Origin of the sequence: Lysinibacillus sp. NPDC096212 (genome assembly GCF_044763105.1) — a bacterium.
GTDB lineage: Bacteria > Bacillota > Bacilli > Bacillales_A > Planococcaceae > Lysinibacillus.
This window is the reverse complement of sequence record NZ_JBIWFQ010000002.1, coordinates 13493-30368: the sequence shown is the minus strand read 5'-3', so window position 1 is coordinate 30368 and position 16876 is coordinate 13493. Positions and strand designations below refer to the sequence as shown.

Genomic DNA, 16876 nt, shown 5'->3' with positions numbered 1-16876 from the left:
GTTGCACTTTCGCACATTAAACATTTGTTGCTGTCGTTGCACTTTCGCACAGTAAACATTTGTTGCTGTCGTTGCACTTTCGCACAGTAAAACAGTTGTTGCTGTCACTACGCTTCCGCACAAATAAACAGCTGCTTCTTTTAACACGAGGATTTTTGAAAGATCCGTCATTATAATAAGGAAAGGACTGTATACTTACCTTTAATTCGTTTTTAACAATAAAAAAATCCTTTTCTCACGCTTACTTAACATGAGGAAAGGAATAATGACTTCGGACCTTTCACTCTTATCGTTCAAGGGAGTTTCCCCTTGCATCAGATTGGCACCAGCGCATGTCGTGAAATAGTTCATGCAGGTTGCCGGGTTTCACAGGGCCTGACCCTCCACCAGCTCGGGATAAGAGTATCCGTTCAATATCTCATAATACGTAAAAGGTCGAACATTGTCAAATATTTTTAACTTCTTTCAGCGGGTGTCCAACATCGTGCTGTTGCTGTCGCTTCGCTTTCGCACAGACTAAAACCCTTTGCTGACGCTACGCTTTCGCGCAAAAAACATTGTCAGGCCCAAGCACAAAGCAGATTCCGGACGCATTGTTTATCTGTAGCGAAAGTAAAGCGACAGTTACAATTATGCCAAGACATAATTGATTGTATTCTTATAAAGAAAGTATCGGATTTATATAGAAACAAATTTGGATTATACTGTAATTTAAAACAAAATAATCCCTACTCTCCACCTTACATCATGTGTTAACATATGTGTAACCCTTTACAGCACATTTTGTAGCAAAAGCAAAGCGTTAGCTACAGAACATGTGGTGGATGAATATGATTGTAGCCCCTTTTCAGTCGAAGACAAGCTCCAACTAATAAAAAGCAAGCTAAAACTTCACATCCTGTGCGAACCCCATGTTAGCCCAAAGCTTCCAAACACAATTTTTGCTGTGTCGAAAGTGAATGTGTGATCACTTATTATAAATAGGGTAAAAAGCATTATCAAAACAAATCAATTTACTTTTTGTCGTTTTCTTGAAAAGTAATAAAATCTGAAAAATAATTTCTGAATTAGTATAGATTATTTAAGCAATTGTGTTATACTATTTTTGAAATTAAGAAAATCTCCCTCAAACTCTAGGGAATACTATAAAAAAGGATGGTATTTAATCGATGAATTCAGTAGAAATTGCAAACGAACTGAAGGAATTATTAAGCGGCGGTAACATTAATGTTCAACTTTCAGTACCACAATTAGCTGAAAAGGCTACTTCTCGTGGTGAAGCTATGTTAACAGTAGATGGCGCAGTTCGTGCAGAAACTGGCAAATACACTGGTCGTTCACCTAAAGATAAATATACGGTAGAAGAAGATAGCACAAAAGATAAAATTGACTGGGGAAAAGTTAACCGACCAATTTCTTCTGAAGTGTTCGATAACTTATATGTAAAAGTAGTAAAATATTTAAAAGAACGTGACGAATTATTCGTATTCAAAGGCTTTGCTGGTGCTGACAAAGATTCGCAATTAAGCATCCAAGTAATCAATGAATATGCTTGGCACAATCTTTTCGCCCATCAATTATTTATCCGTCCAACTAAAGAAGAATTAGCTTCTCATGTTGCTGACTTCACAGTTATTTCAGCTCCTAACTTTAAAGCAGATCCTGCTATTGATGGCACTGCTTCTGAAACATTCATCATTGTATCACTTGAAAAGAAAATTATCCTAATCGGTGGTACTGAATACGCTGGTGAAATCAAAAAATCTATTTTTGGTATTATGAACTACTTGTTACCACAACAAGGCATCCTTTCAATGCATTGCTCAGCAAACGTTGGTGAAGCTGGTGATGTTGCATTATTCTTCGGTTTATCTGGTACTGGTAAAACAACTTTATCAGCTGATCCTGATCGTAAGCTTATCGGTGACGATGAACATGGTTGGTCTGATAACGGTGTATTCAACATTGAGGGCGGTTGCTATGCAAAAACAATTAACCTTTCTGCTGAAAAAGAACCAGAAATCTACAACGCAATCCGCTTCGGTTCTGTACTAGAAAACGTAGCTGTTGATCCAGAAACTCGAGTTTGTGACTATGATGATGGTTCATTAACAGAAAATACGCGTGTAGCTTATCCAATTCAATACATTGAAAATATTGTTGATCCATCTGTTGCAGGTCACCCAAAAACAATCATCTTCTTAACAGCTGATGCGTTTGGTGTATTACCTCCAATCAGTAAATTAACAAAAGAGCAAGCAATGTACCACTTCCTAAGCGGTTTCACATCTAAACTTGCTGGTACAGAACGTGGTGTAACGGAGCCAGAACCAGTATTCTCAACTTGCTTCGGTTCTCCATTCCTTCCACTTCCAGCAACAGTTTATGCTGAAATGTTAGGTCAAAAAATTGACGAGCACGGTGCACAAGTATACTTAGTGAACACTGGTTGGACTGGTGGCGAATACGGAACTGGTAGCCGTATGAAGCTTTCTTACACTCGTACAATGGTACGTGCTGCAATTGACGGCAAATTAGCTAATGTTGAAACAATTCAAGATTCAGTATTCGGTTTAAACATTCCAACTTCTATTGAAGGTGTACCAACTGAAGTGCTTAATCCTCGTGATGCATGGGCAGATAAAGCTGCTTATGATAAAAAAGCTTCTGAACTTGCTGGTTTATTCAACGAAAACTTCAAGAAATTCTCAAATGTTTCTGAAGCTATCACTAAACTTGGCGGTCCATTAAAATAATTCATTAAGCAAAGGGAACGATTTCAGTCGTTCCCTTTTTTGTGTTGAAAGAGAAAATATTTGTGAATATACTAGCCCTTTAAATGAGGGTGATTTCCATTCTAGGTTACTCGCACACAGAACAGTATCGTTTTATCACCATAAATTAAAGTGGCACGCCAGAAGATACATGCCGATTGGAGTGGAGACTGGGCGACTCCTTGGGGATCAGTATTAGAGGAACGAAGGCTAAAATCATCACGTCCTGTGATAACGCCTTCGTGACCAACCTCGTGTTGGCCCGAGACCCTGGAGCGAGCAGCGGCTCATCGGACGCCCCCAGGAAGCTCTGCTCTGCGCGAAAGCGAAGCGTCAGCGGAAAAGCGCTCAGTCGGAACGGAAATCAACTCCCTCGTTTTGCCGAAGAGCCATACTTTAAGACACCTTAATTTCATGTATTTTAACAACATGCAAAGGGAACGATTAGAGTCGTTCCCTTTTTTATCTCCCCTATTTTATAGAATTCTATTTTTCATATTAGTAACTTTGTGTATAATTCATAATAGTAGTTTTAGGGGGATATATATGAAAAGAAAATATAAAGTGATTATTACCATTGTCAGTCTGCTATTAGTATTGTTTGTTGTGGCTGGATTTTTTGCAGGGAATTATTTTTATAACTTCGCCTTAAATCCTAATACTGATAAATCAGATGTGTTTAATGCTCCACAAAATTCTATTGTTGTCAGTCCTAAGGATGCTAAAGAAAAAGAAGAGAGCGAAAAGTGGTTTAAAGAAAATTACAAGGACTCTTATATACAGTCTTTCGATGATTTAAAATTACATGCCTATACACTTAAAAATACAAACAACACAAATAAATGGGCAATTGTTTTCCATGGATATTCATCTGATGGCTCACAAATGACAAAGTATGCTAAGCATTTTTATGATACAGGCTACAATGTTATCGTACCTGATGCAAGGGCTCATGGAAAAAGTGAGGGTGACTATATCGGTATGGGTTGGCATGATCGACTTGATGTAGTCTCTTGGATTAATAATGTTATCAGTTCTGATAAAAACGCTGAAATTGTTTTGTATGGTGTTTCCATGGGAGGTGCTACAGTGATGATGGCCTCAGGAGAGGATCTACCTGGCAATGTTAAGGCTATTATTGAGGATTGTGGTTATTCCTCAGTTTGGGATGAATTCTCCTATCAATTGCAAGCAATCTTTAATTTACCTGAATTTCCCATTATGCAGTTTTCTTCAATTGTAACGAAGTTAAAAGCTGACTATACGCTTGGTGAAGCTAATAGCGTCAAGCAAGTAGCGAAATCGAAAACACCGATGCTATTCATTCACGGAAGTAATGATACATTTGTTCCATCTGATATGCTAGATGAAGTATATGAGGCTGCCAATGTACCGAAGGAGAAATTTATAGTTGAAGGTGCCGGACATAGCGGTGCAGAAAGCGTTGCTGGAGACGCTTATTGGAAAACTATTAATAACTTTTTAGCAAAATATATAGACTAAATGTCTTTTTTTCTACCGTTCAGGTGCCAGCCATAAAGCACCTGAACGTTTTTTGTCTACCTGAGCAGTTTTCACCTGGCCCGAGCGATTCTTAAGTCCACCTGAACAGTCTTCGAATAAAAAAACTCCTTTTTGAAAAAGTGTTAATCAAAACGGAGTAAACTCTCTAAATGTGAAATTTGTATCCATTCCCCTGCAACTTTTAGAAATAAATGCTTTGGAAACCTTGAAGTATTTGTAAATCAATTTTATCTGCTTTTGTCCTCTGAATGATAAAATCAAATCCTTTTTTGGTGTTATCTGCAAATTTAGGCAATGCTTCCAGAGTATCTGTTAAAGGTTTGTTGAAATTGTCCCAATGTATTGGAATAATAAGTTTAGGTTGTACTTTCCGCACGGTTTGCTCATAATACATGTTTTGAAAATCTTGATCCTGAGCCCCTAATACTCCAATTCCTAAAAATAATACATCAGCTCGAATGTCATCTAATGCCCCATCTATATAGTTAGCACTTGGCTTAACAAAGAACGTTTTATTATGATGCGTAATTACGAAATCGTATGAAGAATCTTCATGATAATCTAGAGCTTTTGCTGGTTGTTTAAGTGGTTCTTTAATTTTTTCTCCTTCGTCAAAGGTTGGTGAATGTTTTGATCGAAGGACAGTGACACTAAAATCACCAAACTGCATAGCCTTATTTACTTCATATACAGACATCTGTTTCATATTTATACCATTACCAAGTCCTATATTAATTGCTGATTCTGAACCATATACATGTGTACCAGTTTGTTTAGCGATATAAGCTAAATCTAACGCATGATCATAATGTGTGTGAGCAATAAATAATCCCTGAAGCTTATTATTATCAATTCCTATTTTTTCTAAGGCTTTATTTACAGCATCTGCATCAGTTTTTACAGTACTGAAAGGCAATATTTTTAATAAGGGCGGTCTAGAAATAAAACCATCAATCAATAATTGTGTGTTGCCATCATCAAATAATAAAGATGATGTTCCTAAAAACGTGACCTTTATCTGACCTTGATTTAATGCTTTTTGCTTTGTTTTCGAAGCGTAATATTCCTTGTATTGTTGAACATCTGCTGAAGGTGTTAAAAACTTATAATAAACAAAAGTAGAAGCGATTATCTTAAATACTAATCCTACAATAATCTTGCGTCTTTTACTTATTATGTATTTCAAACAATACTCTCCTCTCAAAACATAATGTTTTATTGACGTTTCATCCACTCGCAAAGTGCATGTACTGTTTCTCTATTTTTGGCCGGTGGATACTGATGAGCATAACGAAGATCATACCATGTATCATATCTTTTATTAGCATCCTTTAAATAAAATTCTAATTGTCTCGCATGTTCAATATCTACATTTTCATCACGATAGCCATGAATAATAAGTACTGGAGCCGTAATGTGCTCTATCTCGAAAAGTGGTGTTCGAGCATCATAAGCATCTGGTACACGATTAGGCGTCCCTCCAATAACCCGCTTCATCATCCTGCGCATATCTGTCCGCTCCCAATATGTAGCTGTTGCATCAGATACTCCTGCCCATGTCACAACAGATGTAATATCTCTACGTAAGATAGCAGTCCAAAGCGCCATAATACCACCACGTGAAAAACCAAAGACATGAATATTATCATTACAAAACTGTTTTAGCACGTCTACTGCGTATACAGCATCATAACGATCCGCTCCTGCAAACTCATCTCGTCCTTCTCCACCTCGATTGCCACGGTAATATGGAGCAAAAACGATAAAGCCTTGAGCTGCAAACTGTGCGACACGCGAAGGTCTAACCATGCCAATGCTTTGCATGCCTCCCCGTAAATATAAAAAGCCATCATATGTACCTTCTGCCTTAGGCTCCGCTAGTAATCCCTTCACACATAGACCCTGTGACATATACGTGATTTCCGTTAAACGAATAGCTGGATTAGGCGAAGGATAAGGACGTTTTCTAACGATCTTACCATTGGTCATAATGCTTCAACTCCTCCAGCATTTTCTGCATTCCTGCATCCTTCATATGAAAGCTTAAATTTGGATGATGAGCAAATTCTTCATCCGTAAGCCAAGTCATCCCTGAAGTTTCTAAATCAAATTCAATGTCCTCCTGCCCCGCAAACTGCGCAGTAAAGACCGTTTTACAAAATAAGATGTCATCATGAACGGCGTATTCTGCAAACCATCTAAGGTTTTTTACATGAACACCAGTCTCCTCGAATACTTCCCTAATTGCTGCCTGCTCCAATGTTTCCCCAGGTTCTTGCTTTCCACCTGGAACCTCGACACCACGTCGTTTATGAATCGTACATAACCATTTATTTTCATGTTTTAATAAAACAAGTACATGCTTAGGCTCAGTGTCCAATTCGCCTCTTTTAAAACTTAAATCCACTTGAAAACCATTTAAATCTGTAAATGTAAACATGCTCTTCAACTCCTTTTTCTATATTTCATACACTGAGTCGAATCAGCGTTACGGTGATGATCTTTTATTTCACTATAGAGTATTCATGTATCTATAATCAACAGATAAAATCACTAATATAAACTTCTATTAAGCGGTGCGATAGGTGTTTTTTTACAAGAAGTAATACCACATCCAATACTCTGTTCATTCGATTGCGAACAATAATAGCGTCCTGTATTGGATTTTTTTACTGTCTACTAATAAACACGAGCTCTTCTCTTAAGACCCATGAGAAATTAGCTTTCATTCATATAAAAAAGAGTCACTGATGTTTTTCAGTGACCCTCTACCTTTAGACACGTTTATTGAAATATGGAAGTTGTTCAACAAATACCTTCGTATCCGCATCCCCATACTCATGAACTAATGCATAGATTTTTTTTAAGCGCAAATCAATTTCATCATTTTCTCTATCAAGATGATACTGTATATATGGCAATTGCGCACGCCACGCATTCGCGATTTCCAACATTTGCATTTGCTGAAAAATCTTTTCAAAGACATCTAATGCTTGGCGATCTACGTTGAGTTCAAAGTTCCACTGTCCTGCATATGGATTTGTATAATACGTTCTATTGGCTAGTGAAAAATATACACGCTGACGCTCCATCACAAAACACTCCTTTTACCATAGTATGGTGGTAAAAGGACTGTTTTATTCGCTGGAATGTCAAACTTCCTTCACAACTAAGTAGGATTATCTAATTTATAATAGGAAGTATGAATAAGGAACGGAGTGAATGCCATGAGTTTAATCACACTCTTAGTTGTAGCAGCAATCATCGTAGTATTAGTAACGATTGCGACTATTTTAAGTGTCAATCGTGCGTATGCTTTTAAACATACAGTCGATGAAAAACCACAGCAAAGCTTTCATAAAGATGATGACTAGTTCAATTTGTACATTTTTTTAAGACATTCTTTTATAATATTATTAAAAATAGAATTTGGAGTGAACACAATGGGAGTACCATTACCAATAATCATTATGATCGCAATGATGATGCTTATGTTTGGCGTTTCTGTCATTGTCTTGTTGAAGAAAAAAGGCAATTTCTTTACACAAACTATCGATGCTAAGCCTAAGCAAATTAACGCTCAACAAGAGGACAAGAAAATATGAAATATCCCTTTATATGGCTCATTAAGTTTTACAGAAAATTTATATCACCCATGACACCGCCATCCTGTCGCTTCCATCCTACATGCTCCTCCTATGGACTTGAAGCTTTTCAAAAACACGGTGCCATTAAAGGATTCTATTTAACGATTAAACGTATATCAAAATGCCAGCCATTCCATCCAGGTGGCTTTGATCCAGTACCTGAAAAATGGCCTTCGAAAAAGAATTAATTTTCGAGGGTCATTTTTTTCTTGTGCTTTTATCAGATGTGCGTTATTATAGGAACTGTTCTAAAAAATAAATCGTAATGATTACTATTTGAAAGAGGTATGCTATAAGATGAAAAAAGTATTTTTGTTATTTTTAGTTACAGTCCTTGCCCTATTCACTGCTGCCTGTGGGAATAAATCAGCTACATCCAAACAGTCAGAGACAAAGGATAAATTAACAATTTACACAACTGTCTATCCATTAAGTTATTTTGCACAACGAATTGGTGGCGATTTTGTAGAGGTTTCTTCTATTTATCCTGCTGGCGCCAATGAGCACACATTTGAGCCAACACAAAAAGATATGATGAAATTAGCAGATGCCGATATATTTTTCTATATAGGCTTAGGACTCGAAGGCTTTGTTGAAAATGCCAAAAAGACTCTAGCTAATGAAGATGTAACAATGGTAGCAACTGCAGATCAGGTTACAGATGAAAAATTAGCTATGAGTACAGGTCACTCACATGATGATGAAGAGGAAGCACATCATGATCACGAAGATGAAGACGGACACGGACATGATGACCATGATCACGGTAATGTAGATCCACATGTTTGGCTATCTCCAACTATCAGTCAAGACTTAGCACTTTCCATAAAAAACACTCTAGTTGAAAAAATGCCAGAACAAGAAGCTACATTTACAGCTAACTACGAGGCATTGGTAAAAGAACTACAAGATTTAGACAATGAATTTAAAGCTATGGCTGATAAAGCGCAAGAGAAAACGTTCTTCGTATCTCATGCAGCATTTGGCTATATCGCAGGACAATACGGCTTAAAGCAAGTTCCAATAGCCGGTTTAAACTCACAAAATGAGCCTTCTCAAAAAGAACTTACGGCGATTGTTGATAAAGCAAATAAATTGCATATTCACTACATTTTATTCGAGCAAAATGTCTCTTCTAAATTAGCTGAAGTTATCCAAAAAGAGGTTGGAGCAGAGTCTCTCGTCTTGCATAATTTAAGTGTTTTAACAGCAGATGATGTAAAGAATAATGAAACATACTTCACCCTTATGAAGAGAAATATTAAAACTTTAAATACTGCAATCAATTATTCCTCGGAATAATTGCGTCCGGAATCGGCTTTGTGCTTGCACAAAGAGCTCCTTTCCGATTCCGTGACATCCGCCGGAGGCTTTAACTTCTTTCAGTGGGTGTTTGGACACCCGCTGAAAGAAGTTAAACGAACACAAATAAATGAGTAAGGAGGTGCCCCGAACATAGTATGGGGCACCTCCTTTATTATGACGTACTTTTCTTGTGGCATTCGTTTTCCCGCTCTATAAATACTAATTAGCCCTTTTTTCTTATGGATAGCGTTTTGTTTTATCTTTCCATTATCCTTTATTTGGGCTATTATACTTTCTAAAATAATTGGTTCCCATTCATTTAAATACACCCGAACAGAATTATCGCTTTTATTACCTTTTAAAAGCAATCTAGGCTGTTCTATTAATTGTTTTACTGTTTGTTTATTTTTACTTAAAATGGAAAGCCCTTTATCAAAGGTAAATTGACCATCCAGTATTGGTTTTGTAAGAACTTCAACCTTATCCGTTTTTTGCAAATCAAAATAGGCTTCACTTGTAGCGGCTGGGAAACTCGTGTAGTCCCAAGAGTGATCCTGAGCTAATTGGCGATCAGACACTAAAAAATAATTATAACGGACCTCACCCTTACGATCAGGCAATGGATCATCCCATGTAACATCGATATGATACCATTCATCATCAAGCTTCACTAAGACCCAGGCGTGTAGTTGTTCCCCTACTTTTCCTGGTACATATTGTACCTCAAAGCCTAGCTTCTCTAGCATTCGATAAAGCACTAGAGCATATGCCTGACAAACTCCCTTGTTCTCAGTAAGCAATGTGTAGGGAGAATACTGACTTCCTTTCGTTTCCTTCGAATATTCAGCAGTTAGAACGATAAAATCATGTGCAGCCTGTATTTTCTGCAATTCACTTAATCCATGCATAGGTGTAATAATATTCGTCAAAGTCTGTTCTACAAATGCCTCCTCTTCCTGTGAAATATGATAGGTAAACTCAAAACTAATGACAATATTATTGGCATAGCCATCATATTTCCATTTAAAACTAGAAATATTGGCGTAAATATATGGATCTTGAATAGCATGTTTAATAAGCTCTGATAGTTCATCTTTTATTTCCGACGTATTACCAGTATAACGAATATCAAATTCAGTAGATAATTGCATGACTTGTTTTTGAATTAGATGTTGTAGTGTTTCTATTGTATTGGCCGTTGCGATATTCTTTTGTTCATAGTTTGCGAATACTTGCACATGACTCATTTGTAGAACAAATAATATAATGACAACATTATATATATATTTTCTCATATGAGTCTTTCTCCTTTATTAACTAGTTTATGCCTGTCATTTCTTATTATGTTAATGAATGATTAATTTAATCCTAAAAGTTTACTCTTAAAACGAATAAAGAAGGCTTCTTTGAAACGAAATATATAAGGACAATTAGAAAGCCTGTATCGTTGATTACAAAGTAATCATTGATACAGGCTTTTTATAATACTTATTCAATTAATGCCCTGTTAGTTTAAGTGAATTTTCTCACAAATTGTATGATATTATACAGTTGAATAGAAAGACAAATTAGAATTTGGAGGTTCAATATGAAAAGTGAAGATAAACAATATGCTTTAACTGTTATTACTAATATATTAAAAGTAATGCACAGTAAAGAATATGAAAACATTTTAAATTATGTGGATGAATCTGAAGTGGATGATATTGGTGAGTTATTCTATTATGTCCAAGAAACATTAAACTTAAATAGATTTGATTCATTTGATGAATTTGGCGCTCCATGTAATTTCCACCCAAAATACGAATATTCACAAATCAACTTCTATGAATTCAATGATAACAGTGGATTTGCTGTTGATTATGATTTAACTTCAAATTCAAAATTGGCAGATATGTGTTTACAAATGGAGTTTTTATATACGGATGATGGATTAAAAAGTGTTTTTATCACAGTTGACCCACAGTAAAACAAGATTCAGAAGTTCGACTTTTGGTTGAATTAGCGAATAAAATCAAGAATTAACAACTTATAAATCTAAATATGAAAAGGAGAACATATGGAAATATACAACATTAATTTGAATATTCATTATTCTGCCCCACAAGAAGTTTGGGATAAGTTGGAGTGTTTATATAGAGAAATGCCTAACTGGAACAACTTTGTAAACGGCTTTCCACAGTGGTATGGTTCAGATGGTAAATTGATAGAAGTAAGTATTGAATCAAGTGGATTACAATTCTATGCTAAATTACCATCAGAAGAATGGAATGAATGGATTGCATTATTTAAGAATAGAGCTACAAAATTATTGGGATATGAAATTGGCGAACCAGAAGACGGTTTTGAATTTCACTATTATGATTAACCCTTCAAATTCCAAGTTGTCCATAAGCTTAATTTGAAAATACATAAGACACTTCGGTGTCTTTTTTATATCATCGACAATTCTTCCAATCACACCTAATTGCTATTCAACTAACCTGCACCGTTAGTTGAATAAGAACAAGGTGAAACCTCTGTGGAATCCCATCTTATCTTGAAGTAAAGCACCCGTTCGCCATCCATGTAGCGCAAAAACCAGCGCTACACCACAGAAAATGAAAGATGATTAAATTCTTTCATGGGAGTTTAAAAAGAACTTTAGTTTCTAAATAAAGCGATATTTACGTGAAAATTGCGTGATGACCAAAATAATCGTTAACCCAACAACGAGATACCACATTATATGAAAAGGAACTATGAACATTAATACACCAAATAAAATAGCTGTTAAAGTGCTAACTGTAATTAATTGTATACTCGTAAATTTATCTTTAATAAAATAATATAAAGTGAGTGGTATCGCTAAAGTAAATATCGGAATATAAATTGTTATAATAGATATTTTAATAAGGGATATTGAAAGTACTGCTATTACGAAGCCTATTGACGTAGCAAGAGTTCTTCCTACAAATGCTTTACCTGAAAAATAGCCGTATAGCAGAATAAACATAATCGTTAAACTGGCACAAATTCCCGTTATTAAAACAAATGAATGGCCTATGACGAAAGCAGCCATTGAGAAACAAACTAAAGAAACGAATGGCAACAGCAATATTGAAAGATTTTGCACTTTTTCTATATTCATTACATTTGTAAAACCTACAAGACATAATAACGTAAACGGAATCGTCAAATATCCTAATTCAAAGTGATTACCTAGATTAATATCACTAACCTCAAGTTTGCCGACCATTATTATTACAAGTGATGCACAAATTTGACCAATCATCCCCCAAATGCTTGATAATTTAAAAGCTTGCGTAAGCTTATCTGTAATTACAATTGAAACGATGCCAATTAATAAAGCTAAATATAACAAGTTTTACCTCCCGAAATAATTTATTAAAAATACTAAAAGTTAAATATTACTACCCAAATTATACAACATATGGAAAAATAACTAAATACAATAGTGATGCTTATTGAACTAAACTGCTTCGTTAGTTCAATAAAGAAAAAAAGAGCTGCATATGCAACTCAATGATCTTCAAGTAAAACCCCCGTTACTTTAAGTGCAAACTTTCACAATCATATTTAATAACACAACAGTTGTTAAGCCAACTCTTGTTTACTTAAATTTCCAAAGCAGGTTTTAATGCTTCCCATTCTTCTCTTAAAATGCCCATACGAATAGAATCATAATAATTGTCTTCATAAAAGCGTACTTTTCTGATACGAGCTTCCATTTGCATACCTAATTTCTCTCCAACCCGGATCATTCTATCATTCCCTGACCAAGTAGTTAAACCTACTCTGACAAGTGGTAATGAATTAAATATATGATTAAGCCAAAGTTTTAGAGAACGAGTCCCTATTCCTTTATTCCAATTTTGACCTTCGTGTATAACAATACCTAATTCCAACCAGACAGATTGTTCATCTTCAAAATAATAAGAAACAATCCCACATACGACTTCATCTACTGTGATAACCCACATATTCTCTTTACCAACCCATGTTGGTGCAGTTTCCATGAATTTTTCAAACGGAATGGATTTATGCGGAAAGTAAGGTGCATCCCATTTCTTCCATTCTGGTGCATCTTCTTTATAAATTAACTCCCATAGTTTCGATAAGTCTTGTTCCTCAATTGGACGGATTATTAATTCGTTATCTTTGTACATACAATTCCTCTTTTCAATAATTTTTAAATTCATTGATTGAAAAGAAGATTCCCTCTACTTTTCAATCACCTTGTTGAAATTAATGTGTTTCATCTTTATCACACCTTTCCTTGTAATGTTATTATTGTATCATTTAACCAATTTCGATTAAATAAATTTTGTTAACCTGATCAAAATTCAATAAAAGAGAGCATTAATCTTTCTTGGTCAACGCCCTTGCTAGTTAGAAATATAGAAGCAAACTAAAAGAGCAAACGCAGATTCAAGGAAAGATATTATTGCACTCATTCTTGGATTTACTTTTAATTCAGAAATACCTATCACTAACCCCATTGACGCTACTCGCTATTCTGCGTTGGAGAGCATCAAGCAAATTCCTCCATTTATATTGCCTGCTGCTACGTCAGCACCAAAGCGCTCAATCGGTACGGAAATCAACCACTCGTTTTGCCGAAGATCCATACTTTATAATTTTTTCACCAACACGAAAAGAAGCCATCTTATCAACGAAGGCTTCTTTTTGTTATTAATTCATTAATTTTCTACGAAGTAATTTGTTGGCACCGTTTCGAGGGAGCTCGTCCGTAACAATAATTTCTTTTGGTATTTTATATTTAGCAAGCTTCTTTTGACAAAATGCTAGTATTTGCTCTGCCTGTACTTCTTCTTTTAATACAACAAAGGCGATTGGTACTTGCCCCCACGCATCATCATCGATTCCACATACTCCCGCTTCCTTAACAGCAGGGTGTGTAAGTAGTACATTTTCGATTTCAGCAGGATAAATATTTTCGCCACCTGAAATAATTAAATCAGCCCGACGATCAATGACAAATAAATAACCATCTTCATCTATATAACCAATATCCCCCGTATGGAGCCAACCATCAATCGTTGCATCTTTTTGAGCAAAACGACCAATGTACCCTGGTGTAACATGTGGGCCACGTATGCAAATTTCTCCTTCACCGTTGTCATTCGGCTCAGCAATGCGAATTTGATTAAAAAATAATGGTTTTCCCGCAGAACCAATTTTTTGCATCGCATCTTCATTTGCTAATGTTGCAGTTTGTGACGAGGTTTCAGTCATACCATATGTTTGAGCTACAGCTAAATTTAATGCATGCGCTCTCTTTAAATAATCTTCTGGCACTGGTCCACCACCTGCTAGCATCATTTTAAACTTCGGTGAGGCTTGTGCGTTTTTCTGTTCAAGGGTATGTAAAATCCTTTCCAATGTGACAGCGACTACCGACATATGTGTAACCTCGCCATCCATTATATTTTTGGAAATGGCTTCTGCATCAAATTGATCATATAAATGCACTTTATTGCCGTACAATAGTGAGCGCACTAAAATAGAAAATCCACTAATATGAAAAAGTGGTACCGCACATAACCAAGTATCCTCTGCATGTAAACCAATATTTAAAACGGAGGCCGTTGCACTTGCCTGATGATTTCCGACAGTTTGACAAACGCCCTTTGGAAAACCAGTCGTACCAGATGTATACATAATCGATGTTGTTTGGTTTAAAGACCATTCTTTCGTAATATCAATAGCCGCTTCTGTACTTTTTTCTATAGTAGAAAATAAATAATAAGACGTATGTGATGGTAATTTTTCTATATCCTCATCGGCAATTAATATCGCCATAGCCTCTGAATCCTCTAGCTGATAGGCAATTTCATCCTGTGTTAGCCTACGATTTAGCATAACCATTTCGCATTGTAAATGCATACACGCGTACATCATAATGACAAGGGAAGGCTTACTCGGACCCATTATTGCAATACGGTCCCCTTGTTTTATATCCAGTGCTGTAAGTTGACGAGCACGTTTCAACGATAAATCATTTAATTCTTGAAACGTCCAAGTCTGCCCATTATATGTTAAACCGTTTCGTAAAGGTGTTAAATACGCTCGCTGTAAAATCCAATTTAAATACATCTCATTATTCCTCCAATCAGCCTTAATCTTACCGCTTTATCGCATCATCCGTCTATTCGGTGCTCTGACATAGGGTTTTTGCCGCTTTGGCGTGCGGTTCCACTGCAAAGCATGGTGTTCCGACGCTTATGCATGGGTTCCGTCGCTTATGCATGGGTTCCGCTGCTAATGCACGGGGTTCCGCCGCTAACGCACCCTCTTCCGCTGCTAATGCATCCCGTTCCGCCGCTAACGCACCCTCTTCCGCCGCTAACGCACCCTCTTCCGCCACTAACGCACCCTCTTCCGCCGCTAATGCACCCTCTTCCGCCGCTAATGCACTCTGTTCCGCCGCTAAATGCACTCTGTTCCGTCGCTAAATGCACTCTGTTCCGTCGCTAACGCACCCTCTTCCGCCGCTAACGCACCCTCTTCCGCCGCTAACGCACGCCTTTCCGCCGCTAACGCACGCCTTTCCGCCGCTAACGCACGCCTTTCCGCCGCTAACGCACGCCTTTCCGCCGCTAACGCACCCTCTTCCGCCGCTAACGCACCCTCTTCCGCCGCTAACGCACGCCTTTCCGCCGCTAACGCACCTTGTGCCGTCGCTCTAGCAAGTCTATCCGTCTCGGCCCTTTAGATATACAAAAAGCTCGTATCTCATTAAGATACGAGCCGTTTAAACGTTTCAGGTAATCAAGGGAATCTTGGGAATTGACCGAAATCTGGTTGACGTTTTTCTTTGAATGCGTCACGACCTTCTTTAGCTTCATCTGTTGTGTAGTAAAGAAGAGTAGCGTCGCCAGCCATTTGTTGAAGACCAGCTAAACCGTCTGTATCTGCATTCATTGCTGCTTTTAAGAAGCGTAGAGCAGTTGGAGACATTTGTAGCATTTCTTCACACCATTGTACAGTTTCATCTTCTAATTGCTCATAAGGAACAACTGTGTTAACTAATCCCATATCAAGTGCTTGTTGTGCATCGTATTGACGGCAAAGGAACCAAATTTCACGCGCCTTTTTATGACCGATAATACGTGCAAGATAGCCTGAGCCATAACCAGCATCGAATGAACCAACTTTTGGTCCAGTTTGTCCAAAGCGAGCGTTATCAGCAGCAATTGTTAAGTCACAGACAACGTGTAATACGTGTCCTCCACCGATTGCATAGCCTGCAACCATCGCTACTACAGGTTTTGGAATAACACGGATTAAACGTTGTAAATCAAGAACGTTTAGACGTGGGATCTCATCTTCACCAACGTAGCCGCCATGACCGCGTACTTTTTGGTCTCCACCTGAACAGAAGGCATGCTCACCTTCACCAGTTAAAATGATAGCTCCAACATTTTTATCATCACGTGCACGTGAAAAAGCATCGATCATTTCCATTACCGTTTTTGGTCGGAATGCGTTGCGCACTTCTGGACGGTTAATCGTAATTTTTGCGATACCGTTATAGAACTCATACTTAATGTCTTCATAAGTATGTAAACTTGTCCATTGACGTGTCATTGAATTGCCTCC

The 16876-nt window shown here is 37.1% G+C and carries 18 protein-coding genes, 1 pseudogene and 1 riboswitch; of the genes and pseudogenes, 8 read left to right on the top strand and 11 right to left on the bottom strand.

Annotated features, from left to right (window positions below; translation table 11 throughout):
• Positions 1 to 283 precede the first annotated feature (283 nt).
• Positions 284 to 403: riboswitch (SAM riboswitch) on the bottom strand.
• A gap of 766 nt (positions 404 to 1169) precedes the next feature.
• Positions 1170 to 2756: a phosphoenolpyruvate carboxykinase (ATP) gene (pckA, locus tag ACIQ7T_RS01905; RefSeq protein ID WP_370081988.1), complete on the top strand. Its 1587-nt coding sequence runs from the start codon at positions 1170 to 1172 to the stop codon at positions 2754 to 2756.
• Between the two features lie 564 nt (positions 2757 to 3320).
• Complete coding sequence (locus ACIQ7T_RS01900; protein ID WP_402868302.1) at positions 3321 to 4277, top strand: alpha/beta hydrolase; 957 nt, start codon at positions 3321 to 3323, stop codon at positions 4275 to 4277.
• 202 nt (positions 4278 to 4479) lie between these two features.
• Here ACIQ7T_RS01900 and ACIQ7T_RS01895 read toward each other — a convergent pair whose 3' ends face one another.
• The 4 genes from ACIQ7T_RS01895 to ACIQ7T_RS01880 all read right to left on the bottom strand — a co-directional run bounded on the left by ACIQ7T_RS01895 (position 4480) and on the right by ACIQ7T_RS01880 (position 7390).
• The gene (locus ACIQ7T_RS01895) at positions 4480 to 5484 is read right to left on the bottom strand and encodes an MBL fold metallo-hydrolase (protein ID WP_402868301.1); all 1005 of its coding nucleotides are present in this window, start codon (positions 5482 to 5484) and stop codon (positions 4480 to 4482) included.
• A 29-nt stretch (positions 5485 to 5513) separates the two neighbouring features.
• A complete protein-coding gene (locus ACIQ7T_RS01890) occupies positions 5514 to 6290 on the bottom strand; it encodes an alpha/beta hydrolase family protein (protein ID WP_370082037.1) in 777 nt (258 codons plus the stop codon).
• Positions 6274 to 6738 (bottom strand): NUDIX domain-containing protein, encoded by a 465-nt coding sequence (locus ACIQ7T_RS01885; RefSeq protein WP_370081994.1) that lies wholly within the window; start codon positions 6736 to 6738, stop codon positions 6274 to 6276. Before ACIQ7T_RS01885 ends, ACIQ7T_RS01890 begins: the two co-directional genes overlap by 17 nt.
• Positions 6739 to 7072: 334 nt before the next feature.
• A complete protein-coding gene (locus ACIQ7T_RS01880) occupies positions 7073 to 7390 on the bottom strand; it encodes a transposase (RefSeq protein ID WP_402868299.1) in 318 nt (105 codons plus the stop codon).
• 135 nt (positions 7391 to 7525) lie between these two features.
• Between ACIQ7T_RS01880 and ytzI the strand changes: the two genes are divergently transcribed.
• From ytzI to ACIQ7T_RS01860, 4 genes are all read left to right on the top strand, one after another.
• Positions 7526 to 7672 (top strand): YtzI protein, encoded by a 147-nt coding sequence (gene ytzI / locus ACIQ7T_RS01875; protein ID WP_370081997.1) that lies wholly within the window; start codon positions 7526 to 7528, stop codon positions 7670 to 7672.
• Between the two features lie 69 nt (positions 7673 to 7741).
• A complete protein-coding gene (locus ACIQ7T_RS01870) occupies positions 7742 to 7903 on the top strand; it encodes a hypothetical protein (RefSeq protein ID WP_370081999.1) in 162 nt (53 codons plus the stop codon).
• Complete coding sequence (yidD, locus tag ACIQ7T_RS01865; protein WP_053485074.1) at positions 7900 to 8133, top strand: membrane protein insertion efficiency factor YidD; 234 nt, start codon at positions 7900 to 7902, stop codon at positions 8131 to 8133. Before ACIQ7T_RS01870 ends, yidD begins: the two co-directional genes overlap by 4 nt.
• A gap of 109 nt (positions 8134 to 8242) precedes the next feature.
• Positions 8243 to 9247, top strand: a complete 1005-nt coding sequence (locus ACIQ7T_RS01860) for a metal ABC transporter solute-binding protein, Zn/Mn family (protein ID WP_402868297.1) — start codon at positions 8243 to 8245, stop codon at positions 9245 to 9247.
• 80 nt (positions 9248 to 9327) lie between these two features.
• Here ACIQ7T_RS01860 and ACIQ7T_RS01855 read toward each other — a convergent pair whose 3' ends face one another.
• Positions 9328 to 10545 carry a transglutaminase domain-containing protein gene (locus ACIQ7T_RS01855; protein WP_402868295.1) on the bottom strand — a complete coding sequence of 406 codons (1218 nt, stop codon included), beginning with the start codon at positions 10543 to 10545 and terminating at the stop codon, positions 9328 to 9330.
• A gap of 293 nt (positions 10546 to 10838) precedes the next feature.
• On the opposite strand from ACIQ7T_RS01855, the gene ACIQ7T_RS01850 reads away from it, so the two are divergent.
• Positions 10839 to 11219, top strand: coding sequence for a DUF7668 domain-containing protein (locus ACIQ7T_RS01850; RefSeq protein ID WP_370082005.1), 381 nt, complete (start codon positions 10839 to 10841; stop codon positions 11217 to 11219).
• Positions 11220 to 11393: 174 nt separating this feature from the next.
• The gene (locus ACIQ7T_RS01845; RefSeq protein ID WP_402868293.1) at positions 11394 to 11618 is read left to right on the top strand and encodes a hypothetical protein; all 225 of its coding nucleotides are present in this window, start codon (positions 11394 to 11396) and stop codon (positions 11616 to 11618) included.
• Positions 11619 to 11900: 282 nt separating this feature from the next.
• On the opposite strand, the gene ACIQ7T_RS01840 is transcribed toward ACIQ7T_RS01845, so the two are convergent.
• The 6 genes and pseudogenes from ACIQ7T_RS01840 to menB form a co-directional block, all read right to left on the bottom strand.
• Positions 11901 to 12614 (bottom strand): MraY family glycosyltransferase, encoded by a 714-nt coding sequence (locus ACIQ7T_RS01840; RefSeq protein WP_402868291.1) that lies wholly within the window; start codon positions 12612 to 12614, stop codon positions 11901 to 11903.
• 253 nt (positions 12615 to 12867) lie between these two features.
• Entirely contained in the window at positions 12868 to 13419 is a 552-nt protein-coding gene (locus tag ACIQ7T_RS01835) for a GNAT family N-acetyltransferase (RefSeq protein ID WP_402868289.1), read from the bottom strand.
• Between the two features lie 219 nt (positions 13420 to 13638).
• The gene (locus tag ACIQ7T_RS01830; RefSeq protein WP_402868287.1) at positions 13639 to 13752 is read right to left on the bottom strand and encodes a DUF3953 domain-containing protein; all 114 of its coding nucleotides are present in this window, start codon (positions 13750 to 13752) and stop codon (positions 13639 to 13641) included.
• A gap of 193 nt (positions 13753 to 13945) precedes the next feature.
• A complete protein-coding gene (locus ACIQ7T_RS01825) occupies positions 13946 to 15370 on the bottom strand; it encodes an o-succinylbenzoate--CoA ligase (RefSeq protein ID WP_402868285.1) in 1425 nt (474 codons plus the stop codon).
• A gap of 355 nt (positions 15371 to 15725) precedes the next feature.
• Positions 15726 to 15929 (bottom strand): annotated as a pseudogene (locus ACIQ7T_RS01820) (hypothetical protein); the annotation flags it as partial.
• A 116-nt stretch (positions 15930 to 16045) separates the two neighbouring features.
• Positions 16046 to 16864, bottom strand: coding sequence for a 1,4-dihydroxy-2-naphthoyl-CoA synthase (gene menB / locus ACIQ7T_RS01815; RefSeq protein ID WP_049667407.1), 819 nt, complete (start codon positions 16862 to 16864; stop codon positions 16046 to 16048).
• Positions 16865 to 16876: the final 12 nt, after the last annotated feature.

Coding starts and splice junctions, on each gene's coding strand:
- ACIQ7T_RS01825 (WP_402868285.1), bottom strand. CDS start 15,370: ATGTATTTAAATTGGATTTTACAGCGAGCGTATTTAACACCTTTACGA.
- ACIQ7T_RS01860 (WP_402868297.1), top strand. CDS start 8,243: ATGAAAAAAGTATTTTTGTTATTTTTAGTTACAGTCCTTGCCCTATTC.
- ACIQ7T_RS01855 (WP_402868295.1), bottom strand. CDS start 10,545: ATGAGAAAATATATATATAATGTTGTCATTATATTATTTGTTCTACAA.
- ACIQ7T_RS01885 (WP_370081994.1), bottom strand. CDS start 6,738: ATGTTTACATTTACAGATTTAAATGGTTTTCAAGTGGATTTAAGTTTT.
- ACIQ7T_RS01850 (WP_370082005.1), top strand. CDS start 10,839: ATGAAAAGTGAAGATAAACAATATGCTTTAACTGTTATTACTAATATA.
- pckA (WP_370081988.1), top strand. CDS start 1,170: ATGAATTCAGTAGAAATTGCAAACGAACTGAAGGAATTATTAAGCGGC.
- ACIQ7T_RS01900 (WP_402868302.1), top strand. CDS start 3,321: ATGAAAAGAAAATATAAAGTGATTATTACCATTGTCAGTCTGCTATTA.
- ACIQ7T_RS01845 (WP_402868293.1), top strand. CDS start 11,394: ATGCCTAACTGGAACAACTTTGTAAACGGCTTTCCACAGTGGTATGGT.
- ACIQ7T_RS01880 (WP_402868299.1), bottom strand. CDS start 7,390: ATGGAGCGTCAGCGTGTATATTTTTCACTAGCCAATAGAACGTATTAT.
- ACIQ7T_RS01830 (WP_402868287.1), bottom strand. CDS start 13,752: ATGGGGTTAGTGATAGGTATTTCTGAATTAAAAGTAAATCCAAGAATG.
- ACIQ7T_RS01870 (WP_370081999.1), top strand. CDS start 7,742: ATGGGAGTACCATTACCAATAATCATTATGATCGCAATGATGATGCTT.
- ytzI (WP_370081997.1), top strand. CDS start 7,526: ATGAGTTTAATCACACTCTTAGTTGTAGCAGCAATCATCGTAGTATTA.
- yidD (WP_053485074.1), top strand. CDS start 7,900: ATGAAATATCCCTTTATATGGCTCATTAAGTTTTACAGAAAATTTATA.
- ACIQ7T_RS01835 (WP_402868289.1), bottom strand. CDS start 13,419: ATGTACAAAGATAACGAATTAATAATCCGTCCAATTGAGGAACAAGAC.
- menB (WP_049667407.1), bottom strand. CDS start 16,864: ATGACACGTCAATGGACAAGTTTACATACTTATGAAGACATTAAGTAT.